At 47.4% G+C, this 25,173-nt stretch carries 29 protein-coding genes and 1 riboswitch; of the genes, 20 read left to right on the plus strand and 9 right to left on the minus strand.

Annotated elements, in window-relative coordinates; translation table 11 throughout:
* Positions 1–83: 83 nt before the first annotated feature.
* Positions 84–1,187 (minus strand): 5-methyltetrahydropteroyltriglutamate--homocysteine S-methyltransferase, encoded by a 1,104-nt coding sequence (locus tag FQV30_RS08990; protein ID WP_146499823.1) that lies wholly within the window; start codon positions 1,185–1,187, stop codon positions 84–86.
* A 98-nt stretch (positions 1,188–1,285) separates the two neighbouring features.
* Positions 1,286–1,392, minus strand: a riboswitch (SAM riboswitch).
* Between the two features lie 186 nt (positions 1,393–1,578).
* On the opposite strand from FQV30_RS08990, the gene FQV30_RS08995 reads away from it, so the two are divergent.
* On the plus strand, positions 1,579–2,496 hold the full coding sequence (locus FQV30_RS08995) for an aldo/keto reductase (protein ID WP_146499824.1): 918 nt from the start codon (positions 1,579–1,581) through the stop codon (positions 2,494–2,496).
* A gap of 233 nt (positions 2,497–2,729) precedes the next feature.
* Positions 2,730–3,212: a DUF2306 domain-containing protein gene (locus FQV30_RS09000; RefSeq protein WP_146499825.1), complete on the plus strand. Its 483-nt coding sequence runs from the start codon at positions 2,730–2,732 to the stop codon at positions 3,210–3,212.
* 180 nt (positions 3,213–3,392) lie between these two features.
* Here FQV30_RS09000 and FQV30_RS09005 read toward each other — a convergent pair whose 3' ends face one another.
* Positions 3,393–4,253: an NAD(P)H-hydrate dehydratase gene (locus tag FQV30_RS09005; RefSeq protein ID WP_146499826.1), complete on the minus strand. Its 861-nt coding sequence runs from the start codon at positions 4,251–4,253 to the stop codon at positions 3,393–3,395.
* A gap of 194 nt (positions 4,254–4,447) precedes the next feature.
* Between FQV30_RS09005 and FQV30_RS09010 the strand changes: the two genes are divergently transcribed.
* A complete protein-coding gene (locus FQV30_RS09010) occupies positions 4,448–5,389 on the plus strand; it encodes an MBL fold metallo-hydrolase (RefSeq protein WP_146499827.1) in 942 nt (313 codons plus the stop codon).
* A 66-nt stretch (positions 5,390–5,455) separates the two neighbouring features.
* On the plus strand, positions 5,456–6,073 hold the full coding sequence (locus FQV30_RS09015; RefSeq protein WP_146499828.1) for an HAD family hydrolase: 618 nt from the start codon (positions 5,456–5,458) through the stop codon (positions 6,071–6,073).
* Positions 6,074–6,111: 38 nt separating this feature from the next.
* Here FQV30_RS09015 and FQV30_RS09020 read toward each other — a convergent pair whose 3' ends face one another.
* Positions 6,112–6,759: a metallophosphoesterase family protein gene (locus FQV30_RS09020; protein ID WP_146499829.1), complete on the minus strand. Its 648-nt coding sequence runs from the start codon at positions 6,757–6,759 to the stop codon at positions 6,112–6,114.
* Between the two features lie 211 nt (positions 6,760–6,970).
* On the opposite strand from FQV30_RS09020, the gene FQV30_RS09025 reads away from it, so the two are divergent.
* The 3 genes from FQV30_RS09025 to FQV30_RS09035 all read left to right on the plus strand — a co-directional run bounded on the left by FQV30_RS09025 (position 6,971) and on the right by FQV30_RS09035 (position 8,385).
* Positions 6,971–7,795: an STAS domain-containing protein gene (locus FQV30_RS09025; RefSeq protein WP_255473380.1), complete on the plus strand. Its 825-nt coding sequence runs from the start codon at positions 6,971–6,973 to the stop codon at positions 7,793–7,795.
* A 119-nt stretch (positions 7,796–7,914) separates the two neighbouring features.
* Positions 7,915–8,115: a hypothetical protein gene (locus FQV30_RS09030; RefSeq protein ID WP_146499831.1), complete on the plus strand. Its 201-nt coding sequence runs from the start codon at positions 7,915–7,917 to the stop codon at positions 8,113–8,115.
* On the plus strand, positions 8,116–8,385 hold the full coding sequence (locus FQV30_RS09035) for an OsmC family protein (protein ID WP_146499832.1): 270 nt from the start codon (positions 8,116–8,118) through the stop codon (positions 8,383–8,385).
* A 51-nt stretch (positions 8,386–8,436) separates the two neighbouring features.
* Here FQV30_RS09035 and FQV30_RS09040 read toward each other — a convergent pair whose 3' ends face one another.
* Positions 8,437–8,907: an Lrp/AsnC family transcriptional regulator gene (locus FQV30_RS09040; RefSeq protein ID WP_146499833.1), complete on the minus strand. Its 471-nt coding sequence runs from the start codon at positions 8,905–8,907 to the stop codon at positions 8,437–8,439.
* A 210-nt stretch (positions 8,908–9,117) separates the two neighbouring features.
* Here FQV30_RS09040 and FQV30_RS09045 point away from each other — a divergent pair, with 210 nt between their 5' ends.
* Entirely contained in the window at positions 9,118–10,029 is a 912-nt protein-coding gene (locus tag FQV30_RS09045) for a DMT family transporter (RefSeq protein WP_146499834.1), read from the plus strand.
* Between the two features lie 37 nt (positions 10,030–10,066).
* On the opposite strand, the gene ptsP is transcribed toward FQV30_RS09045, so the two are convergent.
* Entirely contained in the window at positions 10,067–11,788 is a 1,722-nt protein-coding gene (ptsP, locus tag FQV30_RS09050) for a phosphoenolpyruvate--protein phosphotransferase (protein ID WP_146499835.1), read from the minus strand.
* Positions 11,788–12,054, minus strand: a complete 267-nt coding sequence (locus FQV30_RS09055) for a phosphocarrier protein HPr (RefSeq protein WP_146499836.1) — start codon at positions 12,052–12,054, stop codon at positions 11,788–11,790. Before FQV30_RS09055 ends, ptsP begins: the two co-directional genes overlap by 1 nt.
* A 180-nt stretch (positions 12,055–12,234) precedes the next feature.
* On the opposite strand from FQV30_RS09055, the gene FQV30_RS09060 reads away from it, so the two are divergent.
* From FQV30_RS09060 to FQV30_RS09070, 3 genes are read left to right on the plus strand one after another with little or no spacing between them, the layout of a single operon-like run.
* The gene (locus tag FQV30_RS09060) at positions 12,235–12,984 is read left to right on the plus strand and encodes a DeoR/GlpR family DNA-binding transcription regulator (RefSeq protein ID WP_146499837.1); all 750 of its coding nucleotides are present in this window, start codon (positions 12,235–12,237) and stop codon (positions 12,982–12,984) included.
* Positions 12,984–13,916: a 1-phosphofructokinase gene (gene pfkB, locus FQV30_RS09065; protein ID WP_146499838.1), complete on the plus strand. Its 933-nt coding sequence runs from the start codon at positions 12,984–12,986 to the stop codon at positions 13,914–13,916. The genes FQV30_RS09060 and pfkB overlap by 1 nt, the downstream gene beginning before the upstream one ends.
* On the plus strand, positions 13,913–15,835 hold the full coding sequence (locus FQV30_RS09070) for a PTS fructose transporter subunit IIABC (protein ID WP_146499839.1): 1,923 nt from the start codon (positions 13,913–13,915) through the stop codon (positions 15,833–15,835). Before pfkB ends, FQV30_RS09070 begins: the two co-directional genes overlap by 4 nt.
* A 63-nt stretch (positions 15,836–15,898) precedes the next feature.
* On the opposite strand, the gene FQV30_RS09075 is transcribed toward FQV30_RS09070, so the two are convergent.
* Positions 15,899–16,081, minus strand: a complete 183-nt coding sequence (locus tag FQV30_RS09075) for a hypothetical protein (RefSeq protein ID WP_146499840.1) — start codon at positions 16,079–16,081, stop codon at positions 15,899–15,901.
* Positions 16,082–16,417: 336 nt separating this feature from the next.
* On the opposite strand from FQV30_RS09075, the gene FQV30_RS09080 reads away from it, so the two are divergent.
* From FQV30_RS09080 to FQV30_RS09100, 4 genes are all read left to right on the plus strand, one after another.
* Complete coding sequence (locus FQV30_RS09080; protein ID WP_146499841.1) at positions 16,418–17,041, plus strand: histidine phosphatase family protein; 624 nt, start codon at positions 16,418–16,420, stop codon at positions 17,039–17,041.
* Between the two features lie 112 nt (positions 17,042–17,153).
* Complete coding sequence (locus tag FQV30_RS09085; RefSeq protein ID WP_255473381.1) at positions 17,154–17,876, plus strand: 3-ketoacyl-ACP reductase; 723 nt, start codon at positions 17,154–17,156, stop codon at positions 17,874–17,876.
* Between the two features lie 115 nt (positions 17,877–17,991).
* Positions 17,992–18,186, plus strand: coding sequence for a hypothetical protein (locus tag FQV30_RS09090; RefSeq protein WP_146499843.1), 195 nt, complete (start codon positions 17,992–17,994; stop codon positions 18,184–18,186).
* Positions 18,187–18,553: 367 nt separating this feature from the next.
* Complete coding sequence (locus tag FQV30_RS09100) at positions 18,554–18,712, plus strand: hypothetical protein (RefSeq protein ID WP_186725598.1); 159 nt, start codon at positions 18,554–18,556, stop codon at positions 18,710–18,712.
* Between the two features lie 367 nt (positions 18,713–19,079).
* Here the strand turns inward: FQV30_RS09100 and FQV30_RS09105 are convergent, their stop codons facing one another.
* Entirely contained in the window at positions 19,080–19,571 is a 492-nt protein-coding gene (locus FQV30_RS09105) for an SRPBCC family protein (RefSeq protein ID WP_146499846.1), read from the minus strand.
* A 230-nt stretch (positions 19,572–19,801) separates the two neighbouring features.
* Here FQV30_RS09105 and FQV30_RS09110 point away from each other — a divergent pair, with 230 nt between their 5' ends.
* The 5 genes from FQV30_RS09110 to FQV30_RS09130 all read left to right on the plus strand — a co-directional run bounded on the left by FQV30_RS09110 (position 19,802) and on the right by FQV30_RS09130 (position 24,434).
* Positions 19,802–20,452, plus strand: a complete 651-nt coding sequence (locus FQV30_RS09110) for a Yip1 family protein (RefSeq protein ID WP_146499847.1) — start codon at positions 19,802–19,804, stop codon at positions 20,450–20,452.
* Positions 20,453–20,727: 275 nt separating this feature from the next.
* Positions 20,728–21,033 carry a hypothetical protein gene (locus FQV30_RS09115; protein WP_146499848.1) on the plus strand — a complete coding sequence of 102 codons (306 nt, stop codon included), beginning with the start codon at positions 20,728–20,730 and terminating at the stop codon, positions 21,031–21,033.
* Positions 21,034–21,112: 79 nt separating this feature from the next.
* Complete coding sequence (locus FQV30_RS09120; RefSeq protein WP_146499849.1) at positions 21,113–21,565, plus strand: NUDIX hydrolase; 453 nt, start codon at positions 21,113–21,115, stop codon at positions 21,563–21,565.
* 190 nt (positions 21,566–21,755) lie between these two features.
* Complete coding sequence (locus tag FQV30_RS09125) at positions 21,756–23,756, plus strand: ABC1 kinase family protein (protein ID WP_146500360.1); 2,001 nt, start codon at positions 21,756–21,758, stop codon at positions 23,754–23,756.
* Positions 23,757–23,759: 3 nt separating this feature from the next.
* Positions 23,760–24,434, plus strand: coding sequence for a 3'-5' exonuclease (locus FQV30_RS09130; RefSeq protein WP_255473382.1), 675 nt, complete (start codon positions 23,760–23,762; stop codon positions 24,432–24,434).
* Between the two features lie 102 nt (positions 24,435–24,536).
* Here FQV30_RS09130 and FQV30_RS09135 read toward each other — a convergent pair whose 3' ends face one another.
* The gene (locus tag FQV30_RS09135; protein ID WP_146499850.1) at positions 24,537–25,097 is read right to left on the minus strand and encodes a GNAT family N-acetyltransferase; all 561 of its coding nucleotides are present in this window, start codon (positions 25,095–25,097) and stop codon (positions 24,537–24,539) included.
* Positions 25,098–25,173 lie beyond the last annotated feature (76 nt).

A 25,173-nucleotide genomic window follows, 5' to 3' on the forward strand; every position in this document is an offset into this window, starting at 1 on the left:
CAAAAAGAATATGCAGAAAAAACGGCCGCAACTGAAATGCCAGTTGCGGCCGTTTTTATGTCAGCCAACGAGACGCTGATGGATCATTCCCATACTTCTTTCGCAATATCCACTACATGCCGAACTTTTTCCCATTGCTGTTCTTCTGTCAGAAGATTGCCTTCTTCAGTGGAAGCGAAACCGCATTGCGGGCTTAGCGAAAGCTGCTCGAGTGGAAGATAAGCAGCCGCTTTTGCAATGCGCTCTTTTACAAGATCTGAATCCTCAAGCTTCCCGGATTTGGAAGTGATCAAACCGAGAACGACGGTAAGGTCCGGCCGATTCACATAACGAAGCGGTTCGAAACCGCCGGACCGTTCATCATCAAATTCCAGGAAAAGCCCATCCACATCCAGGCCGCCGAAAATAATTTCAGCCAGCGCGCCGTAACCGCCGCTCGACATATGGGTCGATTTAAAGTTGCCTCGGCAGATATGCATCGTCACGAGCAGGTCCTGGGGCTTGTCCGCAATGGATTCATTCACAGCGCGGGCGCATAGAACGGCGACTTTGTCGGGATCTTTTCCTTTGGAACGGATCGATTCCCGTCCTTTTTCCGAAAAGAAACTGGCCCAAGAAGTGTCGTCAATCTGCAGATAGCGGCAACCGGCATCATATAACGCTTGTATGACCCCTTGATACGCGGCTATCAGATCGGCTACAAGTTCTTCATCTGTTTCATAGATTCCTTCTGCAAAATCTGCTCTGTGAAAAAGCATGTTCGGACTTGGGATGGCAAATTTGGCCACTGCATCGCCGGCTGCACTATGTAGAAATTGGAAGTGTTCTATCATGTAATGGCTGGTAAAGCGGATTTTTCCGGTCACTTTAATGCCGTGCGCTTTTGTCTGGATGCCGTTAAACTGAAGGCTTTTATCCGCTTCAACAAAATCTACTCCGTCAAAACCCGCAAGAAAATCGAAATGCCACCATTTCCGCCGGAATTCTCCGTCGGTTACCGACTTGAGCCCGGCGCACTTTTGTGCTTCAACCAATTGGATGATTTCTTCGTCTTCGATTTTCTTCAATTGGCCGGCAGTGATTTCTCCTTTTTCTTTCTGCAGCCGCGCCTGCTTCAATCGTTCCGGCCGCAAAAAACTCCCGACATGATCCGCTTTAAAAGGGCCTTTCAATGTTTTTTCTTCCATAAGATGATGAGTCACTTTTCATTCCTTCTTTCGTTTTTTTATGTACGCATAAAAAAGGGCCCTCTAAAAGAAGAGGGCCCCGAAATGCCGGTGCATTCTTCTTATCTTCAAGGAGGAGATCCCCTTTAGGAATTAGCACCTTACCTTCTGCAGGCTGGTTGCTGAGACATCATCGGGCCAATCCCTCCGTCTCTCTTGATAAGAAAATATAAAATTGAAATAACAATATGGCTTACTTTATCACTGCCTATACGAATAAGCAAGCATGCAATTGGAATATTAAGGATCCTCACCATAAAATTCAAAAAACAGTGGATTACTGTTTGTCTTCCAATGTTTTATAAAATTGTTTAGTGGTAAACTGAGTTTAACAAATGACAGGGGTGATTTAGTGAAGAAGATGAAGCTCGGGACCAGCGATTTGAACGTTTCCAATATCGCGCTTGGCTGCGGGAACATAGGCAGGCTGACTGTTGAAGAAGCGAGTTCTGTTATAGGCAATGCAAGAGATCTGGGAGTGGACTTTTTCGATCACGCGGATATTTACGCTGAAGGGAAATCGGAAGAGATTTTTGCTGAAGCGATCAATATGAACCCGGATGTACGTGATGGGATCATAATCCAGTCGAAAGTTGGCATCCGTGGCGGATTCTACGATTTTTCAAAAGAGCATATTTTGAAGACAGTGGATGAAAGCCTGAAGCGGCTGAAAACCGATTATTTGGACAGCCTTCTGCTTCACCGGCCCGATGCGCTTGTTGAACCGGAAGAAGTGGCAGAAGCTTTCAGCCTGCTGCAGGAAAGCGGAAAGGTCCGTTATTTCGGTGTCAGCAACCACAATCCGATGCAAATCGAATTGCTGAAAAAATTCGTGGAACAGGACTTGATCGTCAATCAGCTGCAATTTAGTATCATGCATACCGGCATGATCGACGCCGGCATCCTAGTGAATACACGCGAAGAAAACAGCTTGGACCGGGACGGCAGCATACTTGACTATAGCCGCTTGAATGATATGACCGTCCAAGCTTGGTCGCCGCTCCGCTACGGCAATTTCGAAGGATTTTTTGTCGATAATGAAGAAATGCCTGAAATCAATGCGAAGCTCCAAGCCATCGCCGATAAGCATGGCGTTGCCAAATCTGCCATCGCCATCGCCTGGATTTTGCGCCATCCTGCAAAAATCCAAGCCATCGTCGGGACCATGACACCGGAGCGTTTAACCCATATAGCCAATGCTTCCGATATAGCATTGTCGCGCGAAGAATGGTATGAGCTCTATCGCGCTGCCGGAAACCCAGTGCCTTGAAATTCCAACCGTTGATCCGGATGTTCCGGGCTTCGGTTTTTTGATTGCTTATGGCTTGGCTTGTTCGGGTAGAATAGGGGACATGACGGACTAGAGGGTGAAGTAAATGACTTATGCTTTTCTTTAGGAACCAAGGAGATGGGTGACTATAGAAGAAAACCGGCAAAACCAGAAGCTTGTAGTATGCAAACAAACTGAGACAATTCCTTTCAATTTGAAGGAGGCCAAAAAAAGTGGATTTTTTTTCGTCTATGCTTGTGCTGCATGTTGCAGCTGGAAGCGTCTGTCTGCTTGTTGGTATTATTGCTTTTTCTGCAAAGAAAGAAAGTGGAAGCCACACGAAATTCGGTGAAATCTACCATGCGAGTTTCATACTGCTTTTTGTTACCGCTTTAGTCATGGCGCTTTTTCACTGGGAAGAAAGCGCCGTTTTGTTTTACGTAGCAATTTTCTCATATTCTTTAGCTTTTACCGGTTATATGGCGAAAAAGCGGCGCTGGAAAAACTGGATCAGCCTCGATATTCGGGGAATGCTCGGTTCATATATCGGCGTGGTCACGGCGGTCTTCATTACAAATGGACAGGATATTCCACTATTGAGCCTATTGCCTGAGTGGATGCTGTGGATCTTGCCAACCATCGTCGGCACTCCAATCATCTTCTATGTCATTAACCGGTTTCGCCGGATGAAAAAGCAAAAAAACGCGTTACCGTAAAGAAGCGGTCACGGCTTTGACTCCGGCTTTTTCCAGTTTACGGCCCGCATGAATGATTTGCGGCAGACGGTCTATTTGTTCTTCGAACAAGTTTTCGAATCATGCCCAGATCAGAATGCCGATCGCTTGTCCATAGGCAACTTGGGCTTCATGATCTTTATAGATCATGGGCCTGCTCCTTTATCTTTGACTCTGTTCATACCCTTTCCAAATTTCTGGCAGAAGTTCCGTCAATTCATGGGCGAGCATTGCGTGGGCAGAGCGTGTTTCAGTCCAAGCATCTGCACAAGCTCCGTGGAGGAAAACAGCGTTCAGGACGGCGTGTTTCCAATCGTCATGGATGCACAGCATGCCAAGAAGCATGCCCGTCAGCGTGTCGCCGGTGCCGCCTTTTGAAAGAGCGCTATTGCCAGTGGGGTTGATCCAAGTGTCGCCGTCAGGAAACGCAATAACCGTTTCTTTCCCTTTTAATACAATGGCGGCTCCGAGTTTTTTTGAGCAAATGCGGGCATAATGCACCCGGTTCTGCTGCAGTTCGCTGACTTTCACACCGGTGATCCTGGAAAATTCCAAAGGATGGGGAGTCAATATTGTCGGAGCAATTCGGTTTGTGTATTCGCGTTTTGATAAGGCTCCGGCATCAAGAATGACAGGAGCCCCACTAGCCAGGATCTTATGGATCGCTCTTTCAGCCACTTCATCGGGAACAATGCCAGGACCTATAGCTGTCACCCGCAAGTTGTCAATCGTCATTTCGCCCTTGGCAATTCGTTCCAAAGCATTTGGTTCATAAGTGGCTTCCGGCAGCTGCTGGACAACAATTGGAATCACTTGCTCGTCTGTGCCAATCACCAGTTTTCCGACGCCAGTCCGCATTGCTCCAAGGCCTGCAAGCATGGCAGCACCAGGCATATTCCTGCTTCCCGCAACTAACAGTCCAGTGCCATAAGTACCTTTATGGCTATCGGCTGTTCTGACAGGAAGAGTGGACACCACTTTTTCTTTGCTCCATGTTCCAGCATCTTTTTCTGAAACGGCCATCTTTGGCCACCCCCATTCGTCTAGTATCTGTTTTCCTATATCTGTTGATATTTAAACCGGCATGAACGGGGAGACTATACCGACTTGTTCAAAGCACACTCTAACTGGTAGAATATTCTTGTAATTTCATTTAAATCTATCAAAATGGAGTTTTGAAAAATTTGCGCATAATCGCGCCATTCAAGGAGGTTCCTATGTTTAAACGATATCCGCTGCGCCTTAATGACCGGATTCATTTGATTGATGGCTATGATTTGGGCATTTCCGAACGGACTGGTACATATGTCATCAAAGAAGAGCAAGTGACCATTGTCGAAACAGGGCCTAGCCCGTCGATTGAACATGTTAAAAGAGGATTGGAGAAATTAGGGATTGCGCTCGAGCAAATAAAATACATTATCGTCACTCATATCCACTTGGATCATGCCGGAGGCGCCGGATTGCTGCTCCAGGACTGCCCGAACGCCAAAGTGGTCGTCCATCCGAAAGGGGCGCGGCACTTGTCGGATCCGAGACGGCTGATCGCAGGAGCAAAAGCAGTTTATGCGCACCGTTTTTCAAGCTTATTCGAACCGGTCGTACCGGTTCCGGAAGAAAGGATCCTGACTATGGGTGAGTCCGACCAATTGAAAATCGGTCCGCTTTGCACACTTGAATTTTTGGACACTCCGGGACATGCCAACCATCATTTCAGCATTTATGACCCGATTTCTCATGGTGTATTCTCTGGCGATACGGTCGGAATCCGCTATGAACAATTGGCAGATGAAGGCATCGATTTGTTTTTGCCTTCCACATCGCCCAACCAATTCGATCCAAAAGCAATGAAGCAAGCGATCGAACGGCTGCGCGCCATGGAACTGGCAGCGATCTACTATGGCCATTTCGGCATGACCACAAAGCCGAATGGAGCATTGAATCAGGTTAGTGAATGGCTTCCGATTTTTATGGAGCAAGCGAATACGGCAGCAGCTGAAGGCAAAGGGCCGGATGTGCTCGCCCAGCGCCTGTATGAGCTTGTCGCTCAAAAGCTTCGTGGACAAGGGATCAGCGATGAACATGCAGTTTATCCCATCATCGAACTGGATTTGCAGGTCAGCGCCATGGGTTTGATGGATTACTTGGGCAAACAGTGAAATCCGCTTTGGAGTGGAAGAAAACCGAAAACAAACAAAACCGAAAATGCAGAAGGAGCGGATAAAGTGGACAGCATTATTTTTGATTTGGATGGAACGCTGTGGGACTCCAGGGAAGCGATTGCCATCTCCTGGAACCAAGTGTTCGAAGGGTTGGAAGAAGGCAGTTTTTCCATTACAAAGGACGATTTGACGGCTATGATGGGGTTGCAGATCGATGAAATCGGCGAAAAATTGCTGCCGCATTTGCCGCCTGACAAAAGAAAAGAGCTGCTGGATCGATGCAGCATTGTGGAAAATGATTATTTAGTGGAACACGGCGGCACTTTGTATCCCGAAGTGGGAAAAGTGCTGGAAAGTTTGGCGCGAAAATACAAGCTGTTTATCGTCAGCAATTGCCAGGAAGGCTATATTGAAGCGTTCTTAAAATACTACGGCTTCGAAAAATACATTCTGGATTTCGAAAATCCAGGAAGGACCGGCCTGTTAAAAGGAGAAAACATCAAATTGGTGATGGAGCGCAATCATCTGACGGCACCAGTATACGTCGGTGATACCCAAAAAGATTATGAAGCTGCGGAATTGGCTGGAATTCCTTTTGTTTACGCAGAATATGGATTCGGTCAAGTACAGGCTGCCGATTACAAAATCCGTAATTTCAGAGAACTGGCGGACTTGTTTTAGGACAGAAAAAGGTGTTCCCGAATATCGGGAACACCTTTTTATAGATCTCGGGAATCTGTCTTCACTTGAAAGAGTTCGGTCGGTATGCCGTCTGCGCCGATTTTGATGCCTGTCAGCTTGCCGTCATAAGCTGCCCCTGTATCGATATAGTAGGCTTCGCTTTCGGGATCATATTTCGGTGCCTTGAGCGGGGTATGCCCGACTATTTGCAATTTGTTCAGATTCTTAAGTTTGCTGCGGTTCCAAAGGATGCCGTATGGATTTTCTTCATCAAACGGATCATGCGTGTTTTGAGCGATTCCTGCATGGCTGACGTACAAGCTGGTATGGTCATAGAACAATGGGAGGGCATCGATCCATTGGATGTCGCTGTTGATATCCCGGCCGCTTGCTTCATATTGGTCCAGTGTTTCTTGGCCGCCCTGCCGCAGCCAATTGTAATTTGGCGGCTTCGCAAAATGTTCGAGCATCATCGCTTCATGATTGCCTTTCAGAAAATGGGCACGCCCCGGAAAATCAGCTGCAAGCTGTCTGGCCAATTGGACGGTTTGTGGCGCATGCTTTCCGCGGTCGACCAGATCGCCGACTTGGACAAGCACTTCTTTTTCCGGATCCCAATGTTCGTCAAGCAATTTTTTGAAAGTATAAAAGCACCCATGGATATCCCCGACAACAAAATGGTTCATTTTCTTCAGTCTCCATTCCACTTGAATTCGGATTGAACAAGTTAGCCCGTTAGTCTTTCTATTTTCTGTAAAATCAGACGCAATGTCAACATACTAGCCGTTTGCTGAGAGATTTTATAAAAGAAAGGTAGATCTCGCTGCGTATAAGGTTATGTGAGCCTTCCGGCATGTTTTGCGGTATAATGAAGTATCTTTTGCAAAAGGAGGTGTGATGCCAGTGGCTTCATTCATTGGTTTTTCATCTTACATAAATAATCACCTCGAACCGATCGCCGAGGAAGTTGTCCAAGCGGTGCGGGATGCGACGAAGCAGCCCATTCCAAAAGAAGAATTGGAACAGGCGAGCAAGATGTACATAGAATTATTGAAGGTCTTTGCAGAAACGCTGGAAAATGGCGATGACGTGGCGGTTCCGGAAGTCTTGATCCAATGGAGCAAGGAAAACGCCCGGATGCAAGTGGCGGCAGGGGCCAGCCTGTCACAGATCGTTGTCCGCTACCCGCCTACGAGGAATGTTTTCATCGAAATTTTCACAAGGATCAGTGTTGATCTGGGTTTATCCATAAATGAGAATGCGTTTCTCATCAAACGCATCAATGCCATGCTGGATGTCAGTCTGAATGAAACATTTTTTGCGTTTGAACGCCTTTCCGATCAATTCAGGGATGAATCACAAAAAGAGCTCATGAAACTTTCCGCTCCTATCGTTCCCGTACTGGAAGGGGTGGTGGTGATTCCGCTGATCGGCTTTATCGATGATAACAGAACAAAACATATTATGGAAAACGTCGTTCCGAAACTGGCTGAATCAGGAACCAAACATGTGATCACTGATTTTTCCGGGGTGCTTCTCATAAACGACAAGATTGCCGAATCCCTTTATCAGATCGGGGCGATGCTCCGATTGATGGGCATTCATGTGGTTTCCGCCGGGCTGCGTCCGGATCTGGCCCAGACAATTGTGAACAGCGGCATTGATATGTCCAAGATTGAATCGTTTGCCACGGTAAAACAAGCACTCAAAAGCATCAAATAAAGCGGAAATTTGCCGTTCTTTCATCAAATTCGATGTATGCGGAATATTTCCCTCATAATGGGGAATAACAAAACTAGACCAGCGGCAAATGTTTTGCCCTTGAAGGAGGATTTTAGCCCATGAGTGAACCGATTGAATTGACTAAAATAACCATCATTCAAAAAGATACAGCGAATAAGGTGAGGGAAGCGTATATCGCCGATTTTCCAGAGCCGGTCGTTTACGGCGTCCATTCCGGAGTACGCGAATTCTACGGGGTGGATACAGAAGTGGAGCATCCTTCCACTTTGGACCATATCGTAGCTGCAGCGGGCGGCTGACTGGTCGGTACTCTTTCTGGCGCGCTGGAAGCGCGCAAAATACCGACATCACCTGACAAAGTCCGTGCCAATGTCCAAGGGACGATAGAAGCACCTGAAGGCGTCCTGAAAATAACGAAAATCAGCTGCCATTACATTGTGAAAGTGCCGGAAGGCAAACAAGACGCGGCGGAACGCGCACTTGCTGTGTTTGACAGGGGCTGCCCAGTCGCTCAAACATTGAAAGGCGCAGTTGAAATGGAACATACTTGGGAATTGGAAGCTTATTGAGGTACTGCGAAAAAGGCCTGTCTCGCTGAGGAGACAGGCCTTTTTCGTGTTTTAGATCGGCAAAACAGTAGAAGATTTGACTTCCCTTAATGCCAGGCTTGTCTGGATTTTTGTAACACCCAATTTGTTCAATTTCCGGATAAACGTTTGAAGGTCATTGCGGTCTTTGTTGGCGACTTTCAAAAGGTAATCATATTCGCCGGTCAAGCATTGGCATTCCAAAACTTCAGGCATCTCTTTCAAGGCTGATTCCAAAATATGGAGTTCATCAGCTTGGTGGATATGGGTACTGATGAAGATAAAACAAAGCAAATCGAATCCGAGTTTTTCCTGGTCGAGAATGGCCACTTTGCGCTGAATATAGCCTTCGTTTTCAAGCCGTTTGATCCGTGTATGGACTGCGGGCGCAGAAAGGTTGACCCGCTTTGCTATTTCCGTATTGCTCAGCGCTGCCTGGTGCTGAAGAATATTTAAAATCTGCACATCCAGGGTGTCAAGCACTTTGTTTGTAATAGATTCCATATGAAAGCCCCTTTATAAATCTTTTTTGTTCCTTATTTTTTCGGAAGGGTTTCGAAATAAAATTAAGAGAAAGCGGAAAATCCTTTAGTTTCTTCCGAATTTCTTCCATTCTACTTAATTATCAACCGAAAATCCACCTCAAATGTTATCATTATTATCAAGGAAGTTCTAGTTGGACAAGAATGAGACCATTCGGAAAAGAGGCGGGCCATGCGCTATTTTTATTATTCGATATTGCTGTTGACTAGTTTGTTGTGGGCAGGGAATTTTGTTCTTGGAAAAGGCCTGACAGAACATGCTTCGCCCATGACATTGACCTCACTTCGCTGGATTATAGCGGTCACTTGTTTGGTGCCGATTGTTTGGTGGAAAGAGAAGCGGATTCTGCCCCCGAAAAAAGCGCTTTTGCCGCTTGCTTTGATGGGCGTGACAGGAGTCGTGCTTTTCAACATCCTGCAGTTTGTCGCACTGCAACACACGACGGCTACCAATGTCGGTTTGATTTCAACGCTTAACATGCTGTCGATTGCAGTGTTCTCTGGCATGCTTCTGAAGGAAAGGCTGAATGGGCTGCAGCTCCTGTCGATGGTTTTTTCGCTATTCGGTGTCCTTCTCGTATTGACAAAAGGAAACTTGCCGCTTTTGCTGTCGCTTGAAGTGAACAGGGGAGACTCGTTCATGCTTGGGGCAGTAGCTGTTTGGGGGATGTATTCTGTTTTCAGCAAATGGGCGATGGCGCATGTCTCTGCGATGTTTGCAACACTTTATTCCGGCATCTTCGGTTTGCTCGTTCTCTTGCCGGTCAACATGCCAAGCTTTGCAGTTTCCAATGTCAATGCATCGTTTGTTTATGCGATTCTTTACACCGGTGTCGTCTCCACGGTTTTATGTTTTGTCCTTTGGAATATCGGCGTCCAGAAAATCGGTGCCACCACTTCAGGCATTTTCCTGAATTTCAACCCTGTCTTTACCGCATTATTGGCTTTTATCCTGCTTGGGGAACAAATGGCGCCAATACAGGTGATTGGCAGCGCAATCGTCATTAGCGGCTGTTATTTCTTCACGGTCTTTGGGATGAAAAGAACAAAAATCAAAAAACTGGAGAGTCCCAGTTATCAATAACAAAACCGCCGCAGAAAAGTCTGCGGCGGTTTTTCGGTTATGCGTTGATAAAGTTGGTTCTTACGAATTCTTCGACTTCATCGGAAGTGGATAGGGACAAGATATGGTCGGTGTGGCTTTCCATTTCTGCTTTTGACAGCTTTTTCAATTGCGCGCGCGCTTTAAGAATAGAAGACGCGCTCATTGAAAACTCATCTAGGCCAAGGCCAAGAAGGATCGGAATCGCAACTTCATCGCCGGCCATTTCGCCGCACATGCCCGTCCATTTCCCTTCTTTATGGGAAGCGTCAATAACCATTTTCACCATGCGCAAAATCGCTGGGTTGAATGGCTGGTACAAATACGACACGCTTTCGTTCATACGGTCGGCGGCCATTGTGTATTGGATCAAATCGTTCGTTCCGATGGAGAAGAAATCGACTTCTTTAGCGAACACATCAGCCATAACAGCAGTAGAAGGGATTTCAACCATGATGCCGACTTCGATCGAATCGCTGACTGAAACGCCCTCTTCCTGCAATTTCGCTTTCTCTTCTAGAAGAAGGGCTTTGGCTTTGCGGAATTCGTCCAATGTCGCAATCATCGGGAACATGATTTTCAAGTTGCCATGAACGCTTGCGCGCAGCAATGCCCGCAGCTGCGTGCGGAACAAGTCCGGCATCTCCAGGCACAGGCGGATAGCACGAAGCCCAAGGAATGGATTCAATTCTTTCGGCAAGTCCAAGTAAGAAAGCTCTTTGTCGCCGCCGATGTCAAGAGTCCGGACAACTGTCGGCTTGCCGTTCATGCCTTTTAAGACTGCAGCGTAAGCTTCCGTCTGTTCGTCTTCTGTCGGGAACTGGTCGCGTCCCATATACAGGAATTCAGTACGATAAAGACCGACCGCTTCGCCGCCGTTTTCCAATACGCCCGTAATGTCTTTCGGCGTACCGATGTTGGCGCCGAGTTCCACTGAATGGCCGTCTTTTGTAACAGTCGCTTCGTTTTTCAGCGTAGCCCATTCAGCTTTTTGCTGATCGTATTCCGCTTGCTTTTGTTCGTAATTTGAAATGGTTGCAGCATCCGGGTCAACAATGATGTTGCCGTCCAAGCCGTCAACAATGACCATCGTACCGTTTTGGACGGTAGCCATCGCCGTTTTCGCACCAACCACAGCAGGGATTTCCAGTGTGCGCGCCAAAATCGCGGAGTGGGAAGTCCGTCCGCCGATATCGGTGATGAACCCTTTAACAAATTCCGGGTTCAGCTGCACCGTATCAGAAGGGGTAAGGTCTTCCGCGATAATGATCACTTCTTCTGAAATCATGCTCGGGCTTTGGATGGTTACACCCAAAAGGTGGGCGAGTACGCGTTTGGTCACGTCGCGGATATCCGCAGCGCGTTCCTTCATGTATTCGTTGTCCATCGATTCGAACATTGTAATGAACATGTTCGCTGTTTCCTGCAAAGCGAATTCCGCATTCACTTTGTCAGAAACGATTCGGTCTTTGATCGGGCCGACCAATTCCGGATCGCTGAGGACAAGAAGGTGAGCACCAAAAATGTCCGCTTCTTTTTCGCTGATTTGTTGGGCTGTCCGTTCCTTGATCACTTCAAGTTCGGAAACAGACTCCGCCAAAGCGGCTTCAAAACGAGCCACTTCCGCCTGGGAATCGGCAATTTCTTTTTTCTCTACATTTAGCTCCGGATTTTCAAGGCGATACGCTTTGGCGATGGCGATCCCATTCGACGCCGCAATTCCGGAAAGTGATTGCGCCATCAATTTGAAAGCCCTTCGCTTGCCATAACTTCCTCTGCGCGTGCCATCGCTTCTGCTTCATCCGCCCCGTTAGCTGCCACTGTTACGGTAGCGCCTGAAGGAATTCCTAGAGACATAACGCCTAGGATGGATTTTAGGTTCACTTTTTTCTCTTTGTACTCAAGAGTGATGTCCGAATTGAATTTTGAAAGCGCTCCAACAAGTGCTGAAGCGGGACGTGCGTGGATACCTGCTGAGTCTGTGATTGTAAATTGTTTTTCTACCATGAATGATTCCTCCTAAAGAAAGTGAGTGATTTTGACTGACTTCCACCTATACAGTATGAACGTTTTTGATTGATTTTAAAAGCATTTGATTGTTTTTGAACGAATATAATCGTTTTTGATTGATTTTGGAAGCGATTTCAAGTATTATCGATTTATCGAATCGATAAAGAAGGTGTTTTGATGTTAACAAATGAACGGCATGAATTCATCTTGAACATGTTGGCTGAAAAACAGACCATCAAAATCCAGGATGTGGTCGATGCGACGGCTGCTTCTGAGTCCACGATTCGCCGTGATTTGACAGAACTCGAAAACCAGCAGAAACTTGAACGGGTGTTTGGCGGCGCTGTGCTGCCTGGCCGCAATTTAATGGAACAAAGCGTCTCAGATAAATCGACACAACACCTCCAGGAAAAAATTCGGCTGGCCAGATTCGCCGCTACGTTTGTGCAAGAAGGGGAAAGCGTATTCTTGGATGCCGGGACAACAACGTTCCAAATGATTCCTTTTTTGAAAGATAAAAAAATCACGGTTGTCACAAACGGCTTGACCCACGTTGAACTGTTGAACGAGCACGGGATCACCACTTACTTGACAGGCGGCTTGATGAAATCAAAGACAGGCGCACTTGTCGGCGCCCAAACCGCCCAATCGCTGCAGAATTACCGGTTTGACCGATGCTTCCTCGGCGTCAATGGCATTCATGAAGAATACGGCTATACCACACCAGATCCTGAAGAGGCGGCCGTCAAACGGCTTGCCAGTTCTCTTTCCCGGAAAGCCTATGTGTTAGCCGACCATTCCAAATACAACAAAGTCAGCTTCGCGAAGATTATGGATTTGGCTGCAGCGGTCATGGTCGTTGATAAAATGCCCGATGATATTCTTGCTGTAATGGAAAAAAAGACAACAGTAAAGGTGGAGAGCTAATGATCTATACATGTACATTTGCCCCTTCAGTCGACTACACAACATATTTACCCGAATTTGTGGCAGGAAAACTGAACCGCTCCCAACAAGTGTATTACTATCCCGGCGGAAAGGGAATTAATGTCTCCCGTGTGCTGAAACGGTTGGGTGCTGATAGTATAGCATTGGGCTATGCCGGCGGGTTCACAGGAGATTATATCGCAAAATTTTTAGAAGATGAAGGCGTAGCGACAGATTTTATTGCAATAGAGGAAATTACCCGCATCAACGTCAAAATAAAATCGGACAACGAAACCGAACTGAATGGCCCTGCGCCAGGCATTTCGGACAGCCAGCTTGAAAGATTGATGGAAAAGATCAAGAAAATGGAGAAGGGAGACTGGTTTGTCCTTGCCGGCACATTGCCGGATTCCATCCCTATGGATTTCTACAGGGAAGTGGCGGTGATCTGCCAAGCGAAAGGCATCCGATTGGTGCTGGATACGTCCGGCCCCGCCTTGAAAGAGCTGATCGCGCTCAATCCATTTTTGATCAAGCCGAATGAGCACGAACTCGGCGAAATGTTTGGTGTTGTGGTTTCGGACAAGAGTGATGCCTATTCCTATGCCAAGAAGCTTGTCCAAAATGGCGTCGAGAACGTCGTTGTCTCTATGGGCGGAGAAGGCGCGCTGCTTGTTACAAAAGATTTAGCGGTTTCCGCTGAAGCCCCCAAGCAAAAAGTGGTCAATACGGTAGGCGCCGGCGATTCATTGGTCTCCGGATTTATCGCATCTTATGCCAAAGAAGAAAATCCGCTCGAAGCATTCAAATACGGTGTAGCGAGCGGCAGTGCCACGGCTTTCAGTTCGGATTTATGCGAAAAAACCGATGTAGAAGCGCTGCTCGGCCAAGTGAAAGTAACCCCATTCCATGAACAGGATGTGACAACATGAAAATCACGCAACTATTAACAGAAGAAACCATTGTCTTGGACTTGAAAGCAACGTCTAAACAAGCCGTTCTAGCCGAGCTGGTCAATCAACTTGACCTAGCAGGAAAGTTGACGGACAAGAACCGGTTCGCGCAAGATATCCTGGCGCGCGAAGAGCAAAGCACGACAGGCATCGGGGACGGCATCGCCATTCCGCATGCCAAATCAGCGGCAGTCAAATCACCGGCCATCGCTTTCGGACGCTCCCATGCGGGAATCGATTACGCGGCTCTTGATGGCCAGCCATCCCACTTGTTCTTTATGATTGCGGCTAGTGAAGGCGCAAACAATGCTCATTTGGAGGCGTTGTCAAGACTGGCGACATTTTTGATGGATGAGAAATTCCGTTCCAGAATTTTAGCGGCAAAAACCAAAGAAGATGTTTTGCTTGCAGTCACTGATAAAGAGCTGGCGGAAGATGGGGAAGAAGAAATGGCGGAAGCGATGGACGTTCCTGCCCAATCTCCTTCAGCCAAGAAAATCTTGGCCGTGACGGCTTGTCCGACAGGAATTGCCCATACGTACATGGCGGCTGAAAAGCTCAATGAGCGGGCGAAAGAACGCGGAATTGCGTTGAAAGTGGAAACGAACGGTTCAAGTGGCGTGAAAAACCGGTTGACTGACGCGGAAATCGCCGATGCCGATGCCATTATTGTTGCGGCTGATACAAAAGTGGAAATGGCGCGCTTTAACGGCAAACCGGTCATCCAGACGAAAGTCGGCAAGGCGATCTATGAAACGGATGATTTGCTGAACCGTGCGGTCGGCGGAGACGCACCGGTCTATTCCCACGACCGCTCGAATGATGAAGCGGCTGGAACGGAAACAAAAGGCGGCTTCTACAAGCATTTGATGAACGGGGTATCGAACATGCTGCCATTCGTTGTCGGCGGCGGGATCCTGATTGCCATTTCGTTCTTCTGGGGCATTAACGCGTCCAATCCGGACAGCCCGGAATACAACCAGTTTGCGGCAATGCTTAGCACGATTGGCGGCGGCAACGCATTCTTCTTGATGGTCCCTGTACTTGCTGCATTCATCGCAATGAGCATCGCGGAACGTCCCGGCTTTGCCCCTGGTATGATCGGCGGTTTGATCGCCATCACGGTCACAGGCGTTGAAGGTGCAAGCGGCGGTTCCGGCTTCCTTGGCGGTTTGATCGCCGGTTTCCTTGCCGGTTATGTTACGCTACTAGTCAAAAAGGTGTTTGCAGGGCTTCCAAATAGTTTGGAAGGTCTGAAGCCGGTCTTGTTCTATCCCGTATTCAGCATCGCAATCACGGGCATCATCATGATGCTTGTTAATCCGCAGCTGACAAAAATTTATACTGCCATTTCAACTTTCCTTGAAAGCTTAGGCGGCACTAACCTGGTATTGGTCGGGTTATTGCTCGGCGGCATGATGGCAATCGATATGGGCGGCCCAATCAACAAAGCGGCGTACACGTTCGGAATTGCCATGCTCGATGCACAGAATTTCAATTTCATGGCGACGGTCATGGCGGCAGGAATGGTTCCCCCGCTTGGCATGGCGCTTGCGACAACTTTCTTTAAAAACAAATTCACGCGTCCTGAACGCGAAGCCGGCAAAACGGCTTATGTGCTTGGCGCATGCTTTATCACAGAAGGTGTCATTCCGTTTGCGGCAGCCGACCCGGCGCGTGTCATTCCGGCTTCTGTTGCAGGAGCAGCGACAACCGGTGCACTGGTTATGTTGTTTGACATCAGCCTTCGGGCTCCTCACGGCGGAATTTTCGTCATGGGGCTTGTCGACGGCGGAATCATGAGCGTCTTGATGTACGCATTGGCGATTATCGCTGGAGCAGCCGTAACGGCCATCGTGGCAGGACTTCTGAAAAAGAGAACAGCAGTACCTGCTTAATGCAAACCAAAACCGCTTCTAGAACTCAACTTGTTCTAGAAGCGGTTTTTTTGTTGGGCAAATCTAAACTTTTGTCTTGCTGCTCCTGTCAAGTTTCCAGAGGTAAAAAGCGACCGCGCTGAAACAGAGGGCGGAATTGAAGAAAAATACCAGGTCGTTCAATTTGCCGCCGAACAGCAGAATATTAAGTACGGTAATGGCGTGCATCACGATGAGCAAAAGCAGCAGAATGGTTGCGGTTTTCATATAAGCCTCCTTAAAGATATGGCAATTTCCATTGTACCGCACTGGGGATAAAGCAGACACCTAAACAGCCATGCAGAATCCACTGCAGTGTTTCGGTGGTTTCCGGTTTCCGCTCAAGCTAATGAACCCAAGGATTTCCACCAGGCAGTAGAAGAACTTTTCGCAGCGGCCTACCAAATGCCGGCAAGAATAAAAAAAAGCAAAAAAGCAAGCGTTTCTTTTTAGAATATTCGTTCAACTGTGGTAGAATAGTAGAAATAATTTTTTACAGGCGCTGCTTGAAGGTTTATGCCGGACTGACCTGCCGCCTCAAACTGTCAAAAGGAGTGAATTGCCATTACTAGAATCTGCTTAGTAAGACACGGTGAAACGGACTGGAACGCACAAGGAAGACTTCAGGGAAGCATGGATATTCCATTGAACGCCAACGGCATTTTACAGGCGGAGGCATGCAGTGAGCATTTAAAGGAAACTTCATGGGATTTCGTTATTACAAGCCCGTTGCAGCGTGCGAAGAACACAGCAGAAATCATCAACGGAAAATTGGGTGTGCCGTTGATCGTGATGGAGGAATTCATGGAACGCCATTTCGGGGATGCGGAAGGCATGACGCTCCATGACCGGCGTGCTATTTTCCCGGACAAGAAATACCCGAACCAGGAACCTTTGGAGCTGTTCAAACAACGATTGATGTTTGGCATCAAAAAAATAGAACAGCAATTTCCGGACAGCCGCATTTTATTGGTGGCACACGGCGCTGTGATCGATCTGATCTTGTCCGCCTTTTCACTTGAAGCAAAACCGGGGTACACGTCGTTGGAAAACGGCTGCATCAGCCATATCCATTTCGGCGAGCAAGGCTGGCAAGTCAAAGGCATCAACCAAGTCGGCCATCTTTCGAAAGTCCATGCGAAATACAAAATAAGCTATGAAAAAGAGGCGGTTACATGGCCGTCGTAACCACTCGCCAGTATCATCCCAAAGCAGATTTTCTTTTTCGTTTGCCAAACGACCGGTTATCCATATCTCTAAAGCAGGCGAATCTATAGAATTCGGGAAGGCGGAATGCAGTTTGGGGCAGTCATTAGCGGGAAAAGTGGCATTTATAACAGGAGCGGGAAGAGGGATAGGCTGTTCGACCGCTATTGCTTTGGCTAAGGAGGGTGTCCATGTCGGCTTGATTGCGCGGACCGACAAACACCTGCCTGATGTGGCAAAGCAGATCCGGAATTTCGGCGGTATTGCTGATTATGCCATCGCGGATGTTGCAATGATGGATGAAGTGGAACAGGCGGTCATGCATTTGACAGGAGCACTCGGGCCTGCTGATATTTTGATCAACAATGCGGGAATCGGCCAGCATGCCAGTCTGCTGGAAGCTGACCCTAAAGCGTGGAGGCAGGTGATCGAAGTCAATCTCATGGGCGTCTACCATATGACGCGCGCCGTATTGCCCCAGCTTATCGCAAAGAATGCCGGTGACATCATCAATATCTCGTCGACTTCGGGACTCAAGGGAAGCGCCGGCTCCACTGCGTATAGCGCTTCGAAATTCGGCGTGCTCGGCCTCACCGAGTCGCTGGCGCAGGAAGTGCGGAAACATAACATCCGTGTGTTCGGCCTAGCGCCGAGCAGGGTGGTGACCGATATGACAATCCAGGGATTTCTTCAGGATGAGAATCTGGAAAAATTCATGCAGCCCGAAGACCTGGCGGAATATATGGTGTCGCTGCTAAAACTGGATCCCCGGATCTTCATTCCTTCATCAAGCCTCTGGTCAACCAATCCTTTTTGATGTTAGATAGCCAAAGAGGCCGGCAGACATGTTCGACGTGCTGCCGGCTTTTTGCTGTTCGGATTAATTCCATCAAAAGGAAGGCTTATGAGACCTTACTACTGAAGCGCCGCGATTGGAGCTGAAAAAGGCGTTGAGTTCTTTTGCCGGCGAAGAAACTCTTTGTGGCGACTATCCTTTTGCGACAGAATACAAAATACTGTTTTGGGAGGAAGAAACAGAAGTGGAGATCGCCGAAAATTTGGCGATCTCCACTTCTGTTGTCAGCCGGATATGGCAAGGCATCCTTCTTGGAAGCCCGGAAGTTTGATATGCTGCCTATACGCTCATGGGCCGAAATGCGAACACCTGGTTGCTGCTGTCCTATCTGGAAAACGCTGGAGCCGACCGGAAAGTCGTGGATTTGCTTCTGGAACAGCCGCTGCCCGGATCTCTGCGGGGCACATTTAAAAAATTCCCTGCATTAAAACTAGAAAATCCGGGGGCTCGGGGAGCATACGGATATACATGATCGGATCGGCAGGAAGCGTTTTGAGACTGACGGGTTCGTCTGGGAGCGGCACGCAAATGGGGATATCCAAAAAACAGAAGCGGTCTGTAACGCCGATTCGGAAAAAGCCTCGGCTTTTTCAAACGGGGTGATTGAGAGAGTCCATATCGATTGGAGTGATCAAGAATTGAAAAAGTCTGATGCTGGTGCCGGGAGCAAAAAAATGTTTTTAACTAATAAATGTATTATTTTACATAAGGAATTAACAAAAATAAAAACTCCAACAAGAAATAAGACAAGGAAAACACAATTAAGAAAAGCAATCAGCAGACAGAAAACAGCATGAAGGAAATGTCGGTCTTTATAAAAGAAAAAAAGTTTTACAAACGGGACTAAGCGGGATAGGTATATGTTTTGTCCAGATCAACCTAAACAAATTCTGCGTATGCATCAAGAGGGAAGCGACTCTGCAAAAATGAAGCCATCCAACAAGACTTTAACGGCAAACTGGATAGGAGGAAGAAAAACGTAACGGATGGAATTAGACAGTGATATGTATTCAACAGCATTTATAAATAAAAATGAATCGATGTAGATATTTACATAAGGATAAAATAAAAACAAAAAACTGCAATCAAGAAAAAATGGGAAATAAAAAAAGCTCAACCTGAAAAAGGAGGAGCCAATTTTATCAAAACAAGGGCTAATCGAATTTAACTTGTAGAATCCGCCCGTTTCCGATGTGCGTCATGTGCTTTATCCGCTACCAGATTCAATTGGATGTTGTGTTCCAACAGAGCTTTCAATCCACAGAGCACAATCGTAAATCCACCCATGGAGTCTATCGCTTGTTTTACAATATCATCCGGGGTTCCTTGAAAACCTGTATTAGTGATTGACACATAGGTACTGTCGGTTCCGCGCGGAATAAAAATCCATTCAACTGGTACATAGCCATAAGATTCTTCCCATTCTATAAGAATTCGCTGATTTTCTTCAATTTCGATCACATGGACATTGGTTGATATCCCGTACATGCTCCATTCCCAAGTGACATTCTTTCCCGTTTCCAATGGGCCGCTGCTTGAAGAGAACCAGAATTTCGCAGTAATGGCAGGGTCCACAAAAGCTTGAAACACTTCATTGATGGGCCGCCGGATTAACATTTCAGTTTTTGCGATCGGGTCATTGATTAAACCAGCCATCCACAACCTTCCTTCCGTCCTTTATTGTTAAATAAATAATAGCACATTTAATGCTGTAATATTCTGAATTTTGAAGGGGCATAAGAACTAAATATAGATATATTTTCTGTTTTAGGCTTTTGGCAGACATAATTGCTTAAAAATTTAAAGGTTGTAGTGCGATTTTCATTTATTTTGAAACCATCTCCGTTAAAGACCGTAGAGAAAAGCAGAGGAAGGGGAAATGCAACATGAATGAAATGAAAGAGAAACCACATTACGAAAAAATCAATCCATTTACAGGCATCTGGATCCGCACCCGTGAAACAATCCGCTATGTTATCGAAGAAAAAACGACAGGGTATGTGCTGCTGCTAATTGTGTTGGCTGGAATCGTCAATGCCTTGATCGGGGTTTTCGATCCTCAAGTAAGCGGCACAATGCCTTTATGGTCCATCTTTTTGATAGGCTGCGTTTTCGGGCCGATTGCGGGGATAATTGGCGTCGCCATCCTTTCCGGTATCTATCTGATTGTAGGCAAGCTATTCAAAGGCACCAGTACCTATACGGAAATGTTCAAAGCGATCGGCGCAACCGCTATTCCATCTATCTGGTTTGCCCCGGTTTTCTTGATCGGTTATTTGGCCGCTCCGGATATGATGCTTGTTGACACGAATGCAGACATTTCCCCGATAAGCTTTGTCATTGGCGGTTTAATGGCGATTGCAAGTATTGTCCTTGGTATTTGGAGCTTGATCATCCAAAGCAAGGCAATCGGGGAAGCGCACCGCATCTCCAGCTGGAAAGGGTTTTTCACGCTATTGATTCCAGGTGTGATCTTGTTTATCCTCTTTGCAGCTCTGGCTTTGTTCTTTATCGTGACGTTTATGAATTTCTCTTGAAAGAAGGCAGCCGCCTTCTTTTTGTTTGCAAAGATATAAGCAACAGCAAAAACCGCCATGGAATACTGAAGCGCAAAATTCAGAAAAGCGCACAGGCCAGGCTGTTATCTGGATCTCCCATAGAATGGTGGAGCCATAAGCAAAGAGCCGGTTCCAAATATTTAGGGTCTTTTCATAAATCTGGCAACATCCTGGAAGATTGAAACGTCTCAATTACATAATCAAACCGAATATTTCGGAGAATGGTTGCTAAACTAAGAATCGAGGGGTCTCGGATGGCTAAAATGCAATGGGTATTAATCGGAACGGTATCGCTTGCGACGTTTTTCTGCGTTTGCGGCCAAGGAACTGCTTATTTTCTGAACGAACATTTTGTACCGGTCCCCCCTGTCTATTATTTGACCGGATCGACGGCTTTCGGCATTTCCCTATATCTTTTTACAGCATTCTTGCTGTATGGATTTCGTAAGAATGGGGAACCTTTGAATCAATATTTGGAAATGTTCCTGATTTTATTTTTTGCCGCTGCTCCTATCGCTTCTTTTTGGGCATTTTTTGTGACCGCCATGTGGTGGGGATAACCACTTGACTGTCCATATAACATCCGAAAGGCACTGTTATTAAGAACTCATAAACCACAACCAATAAAGGAGGTTCCTTATGCGCCCGCGAGCCAATGCACTCGGACTGCTTTTTCATCAAGGACGCCTGTTGCTGGAAGAACAAGAAGGCATCCATTCCCAAGGCGCCGGCATTTTCTATCGCCCCATTGGCGGAACAATCGAACTCGGCGAACCTTCCGCGGAAACTTTGGTCCGGGAATACCGAGAAGAGCTGGGGGCAGACGTAGAAATCCATCGGTACGTCAGCTGCCTGGAGAACATTTATAACATTCAAGGAACAGTTTTTCACGAAATCACCCAGCTTTACATAGTAGGATTTGAAAAAGAGGAACTCTACAGGAAAGGGTCGTTCACCGTAACGGAAGGTGGAAGAACAACGACCGCCAAATGGATTTCTATAGAGCGATTGCGCGATTCTGAAACAGTGCTGTATCCGTCCGGCTTGCTGGAGTTGATCGAAGGCGAACTTGAAAAAGGGATTGTGTGCTGAATAACGGTATTCACCGAATAGATTGCGGAAACACGGCAAAAGGAGCGCCAGTTCTTCCTATGCCGTGTTTTTTAACGGTGAAAAGCTTTACGGTTTTGAAAAATAAAAATCTCTTTTCTTTGTTATACTGATAGAAGAAGCAGCGGAATGGGCGTTAGCAGTGCGAGGAGGCGAATTTATGCAGGACTATATGCTTTATATCCGGTTGTTCATTGAGATACTCTTAGTCGCCTTCTTCATATATTTTGTCGGCGGCAGGCTGATGGGGTCCCAGATCAATTTCACGAAACGCGTGTTTTCTGTGGGACTTGGCGTGGTTTTGACCTCTTTTGTTTATTGGTATTCCTATTTGCGCTATACCGATTATTTGACGGAAAGCGTGGTCTCGGAGGTCGCAAGCGTCAGTACAGTCATCTGGATCGGCAGTATGGTGTTGATCTCCATGCTGTTTTACCTCTTTTTCGAATTGTTCGACCCCATTGAACTTGGCGAAAAAGGAGAACGGATCACCGGCCGCAAGTTTTTCCTGCGGCGCATGCAATTGCGCTGGCGCCGCCAGAAGCGCTTGAGCCAAGTGCTGGAGATCGCCATTCGAAACGGCATCACGCGCGGCTTGAAATATGCCCGCCACCGGGAGAATGACCGCGAGCTCGCCATCGCTTTCCGGGACACGCTCGAACAAAGCGGAGGTATCTTCATCAAATTCGGACAGGTGCTGTCGACCCGTACAGATCTGTTCCCGGCGCCTTTTATCGAAGAGCTGGGAAAACTTCATCAAGATGTCAAACCGCTCCCGAGCCCGCAAGTGCAGGCCCTTTTGCAAAACTCCCTTAAAGCGCCGGTGGATGAGGTTTTTTCCTTTTTCGATATGGAGCCGCTCGCAGCCGCTTCGATCGGCCAAGTGCACAAGGCTGTACTCCGGAAAAACAACGAGCAAGTGGTCGTGAAACTGCTGCGCCCGGAAATTAAGCGCATCATGCGCGACGACTTGAACATTTTGGTGGAATTTGCCGAATGGGTGTCCAACCGGTCGAAGTGGGCTGAAAATCTGGGGTTCCGCCAATTGGCGATCGGCTTTGCGGCAGGGCTTCGGGAAGAAATCAACTTTGATATCGAAATCCGCAACATGGTCCAGATATCAAACGCACTCGCTAAAAGCCCGTATCCGGTCAAGATTCCAAAAGTCTACACAGAATACAGCAATGACACCCTGATCATCTCGGAATTCGTTGATGGAAAGAATTTGGCAAAGGGAGGAGAAGTTTTTCGCCAGGCGGGGGTCGACCCGAAAGATTTTGCCCGGACGGTCTTATTTTCCTTTTTTGAACAAATGCTGTTTTCGGGCATTTTCCATGCCGATCCGCATCCCGGGAACGTTTTTGTCAATGCTCAGGACGGCACGCCGATTTTGCTTGATTTCGGGGCTGTGGGGCGTTTGGCCGCTCCGCAACAAGACGGGGTCATCCGCTTTATCATCGGCGTCCAGCAGAACGATGCCAGCGTCATTTACGACGCCGTCACTCTGCTTGTCGAAGAGCATGATCATATCGACCGCCAAAAGTTTGAACAGGCGCTTGGCCAGCTGCTTCTCAAGATATCGTATGTGGATGCCATCCCGACCACTGAGCTGATCCAGTCGCTATTCGACTTGGTGCGCCATTTCGGGCTGACGTTTTATCCTTCTGTCGGAACGGCGCTGCGGTCGCTGATTACACTCGACGGAACGCTGCATCTGATCGATCCGTCGTTTGACATGTTCACCGAAGCGAAAACATTCGCCAAAAAATACAAATCTACCGCTTTCAAAAAACCGTTCAAGGAACCGCGCATCATCAAAGAAAAACTGGAAGAGGAACTCACACTCCTGATTCCGGAATTGCTGAACATCCCGAAGCGGGTGGATCTGCTCCTGCAGCGCGTGGAGAGCGGAAAGATCATTTTGCATCATGATGTCTTTTCAGACAAAAAAAATTCAAGTTTTATCCTTCAATTGTTTTCCCGCTTCGTTTTGCTGATGACCGGCATCACGTTCGGGCTGGTGTCTGCCGCTTTGCTGGCGATTGCGCAGTTCATCGATGCGGCATTTGCCGTGTATTTGAACATCGCCGCCTATACCGGGCTGTTCCTGTGCGTCGTGCTGCTCGTCCGTCTGTCGATCCAGGCGATACGGGATATGAAGCGCAGCGCATAGCGGATGTTTGTACAAATTCATGGAGCGGGAATACAATGGACAGGACAGAAAGTAAGAAAGGGTGACAGCATGGACAAGCGGGATGCTGAACAAATACTGAACCAGAAATTGCGGGAGACGCGGCCGAGCTGGCAAAAACGGCAGCCAGTGCGTCCGAAAAAATACAAAACTAGTTTGAAGAAAGTGGAGGATTACGTCATTCTCGATTTTGAGACGACGGGCCTTCGCGCCGGAAGCGACAAGATCATCCAGATTGGCGCGGTCAAATACATCGGCCACAACCGGGTCGATACGATGTACATGCTGATCAATCCGGAATGCTCCATTTCACCGACAATCACGCGGATTACCGGCATTACGAATGCGGATGTGCAGGATGCCCCGGTGATTGAAGAAGTGGCCCATGAATTGGTTGCGTTCATAGAAGGCTTGCCGATTATCGCACACAATGCGCCGTTTGATATGGGTTTCTTATACGCTTTAGAAGAGATTACGCCAATTCCTGAATACACGGTGATTGATACGGTGCACTTGGCCAGAAGAGCCATTCGGGAAACGCCAAACCATAAGCTGACGACGCTCAGCGCTTTTTTGCAGCTGGAACATAACGCGCACGACGCGCTCGGCGACTGCCTGGCGACCGCCGCCATCTACCAATACTGCATCAGCCGCATGTAGAAAACCCCCTCCATAGGATGGAGGGGGTTTTAGGTTTGTTGGAGTGATATTCATTTTTGCAACGTTTGATGGATTTTACCCCTCCAACCATTGCGTTCTTGGTTATCCATCTAACTTTTTCCCTGTGTAGAATGACCGCCTGTGGAAGAGGTCGATCAGCTTGAACAATTCTTCTCCCGATGCCTTCTTTGATTCCGCGTGGAAAGGGAGGTACATCGCCTGATAGGGTTCCGGCACCCAGATATAGTGATGGACATATTCGGTGAGAAGAAAACCGCAAGATTGCCAAAAGCGGATGCGCCTTTTGTTTTCAGCTGTTTCCTCAGACTCGACTTCAATAAGCAATAGCTGCAACCCTTCATCGCTTGCTTTTTGTCTCAAGGAATCAACAAACTGTTTGCCAAGCCCGTTGTTCCGTTCTTTTTCAGATACGGCCAAATAGTCAATGATCATCACTCGCTCTTTTTTGAGTTTCCCTGTTAAGGCCATAGCAACCGCTTTTGTTCCGTTGTAAGCCACATGAAGTTCGGCAATCTCTTGAGCGAACATGTTTCTGATGATTTCCACCGGCTTAGCCCCTTTAAATCCAAAAGCCTCTCTATATAGGAGGCTCGCATCCTGCCAGAGTTCGTCATTCCACGTATCATCAGATATGATTTTCATATAAACTTCTCCTGTTTTATCTTATAGTTTACGATATCACATACAGTATAATAGCGAGTGTTTCAAGAGATTTGAT

Origin of the sequence: Planomicrobium sp. CPCC 101110 (assembly GCF_007859395.1) — a bacterium.
In the GTDB taxonomy this organism is placed as follows: Bacteria; Bacillota; Bacilli; order Bacillales_A; family Planococcaceae; genus Planococcus.

Excerpts from the sequence above, each read along its gene's own strand:
- FQV30_RS08990 (WP_146499823.1), bottom strand. The coding sequence starts at position 1,187 with ATGGAAGAAAAAACATTGAAAGGCCCTTTTAAAGCGGATCATGTCGGG.
- FQV30_RS09005 (WP_146499826.1), bottom strand. The coding sequence starts at position 4,253 with ATGGCCGTTTCAGAAAAAGATGCTGGAACATGGAGCAAAGAAAAAGTG.
- FQV30_RS09010 (WP_146499827.1), top strand. The coding sequence starts at position 4,448 with ATGTTTAAACGATATCCGCTGCGCCTTAATGACCGGATTCATTTGATT.
- FQV30_RS09020 (WP_146499829.1), bottom strand. The coding sequence starts at position 6,759 with ATGAACCATTTTGTTGTCGGGGATATCCATGGGTGCTTTTATACTTTC.
- FQV30_RS09025 (WP_255473380.1), top strand. The coding sequence starts at position 6,971 with ATGCCAGTGGCTTCATTCATTGGTTTTTCATCTTACATAAATAATCAC.
- FQV30_RS09030 (WP_146499831.1), top strand. The coding sequence starts at position 7,915 with ATGAGTGAACCGATTGAATTGACTAAAATAACCATCATTCAAAAAGAT.
- FQV30_RS09040 (WP_146499833.1), bottom strand. The coding sequence starts at position 8,907 with ATGGAATCTATTACAAACAAAGTGCTTGACACCCTGGATGTGCAGATT.
- FQV30_RS09045 (WP_146499834.1), top strand. The coding sequence starts at position 9,118 with ATGCGCTATTTTTATTATTCGATATTGCTGTTGACTAGTTTGTTGTGG.
- ptsP (WP_146499835.1), bottom strand. The coding sequence starts at position 11,788 with ATGGCGCAATCACTTTCCGGAATTGCGGCGTCGAATGGGATCGCCATC.
- FQV30_RS09055 (WP_146499836.1), bottom strand. The coding sequence starts at position 12,054 with ATGGTAGAAAAACAATTTACAATCACAGACTCAGCAGGTATCCACGCA.
- FQV30_RS09060 (WP_146499837.1), top strand. The coding sequence starts at position 12,235 with ATGTTAACAAATGAACGGCATGAATTCATCTTGAACATGTTGGCTGAA.
- pfkB (WP_146499838.1), top strand. The coding sequence starts at position 12,984 with ATGATCTATACATGTACATTTGCCCCTTCAGTCGACTACACAACATAT.
- FQV30_RS09070 (WP_146499839.1), top strand. The coding sequence starts at position 13,913 with ATGAAAATCACGCAACTATTAACAGAAGAAACCATTGTCTTGGACTTG.
- FQV30_RS09075 (WP_146499840.1), bottom strand. The coding sequence starts at position 16,081 with ATGAAAACCGCAACCATTCTGCTGCTTTTGCTCATCGTGATGCACGCC.
- FQV30_RS09105 (WP_146499846.1), bottom strand. The coding sequence starts at position 19,571 with ATGGCTGGTTTAATCAATGACCCGATCGCAAAAACTGAAATGTTAATC.
- FQV30_RS09110 (WP_146499847.1), top strand. The coding sequence starts at position 19,802 with ATGAATGAAATGAAAGAGAAACCACATTACGAAAAAATCAATCCATTT.
- FQV30_RS09115 (WP_146499848.1), top strand. The coding sequence starts at position 20,728 with ATGGCTAAAATGCAATGGGTATTAATCGGAACGGTATCGCTTGCGACG.
- FQV30_RS09120 (WP_146499849.1), top strand. The coding sequence starts at position 21,113 with ATGCGCCCGCGAGCCAATGCACTCGGACTGCTTTTTCATCAAGGACGC.
- FQV30_RS09125 (WP_146500360.1), top strand. The coding sequence starts at position 21,756 with ATGCTTTATATCCGGTTGTTCATTGAGATACTCTTAGTCGCCTTCTTC.
- FQV30_RS09130 (WP_255473382.1), top strand. The coding sequence starts at position 23,760 with ATGTTTGTACAAATTCATGGAGCGGGAATACAATGGACAGGACAGAAA.
- FQV30_RS09135 (WP_146499850.1), bottom strand. The coding sequence starts at position 25,097 with ATGAAAATCATATCTGATGATACGTGGAATGACGAACTCTGGCAGGAT.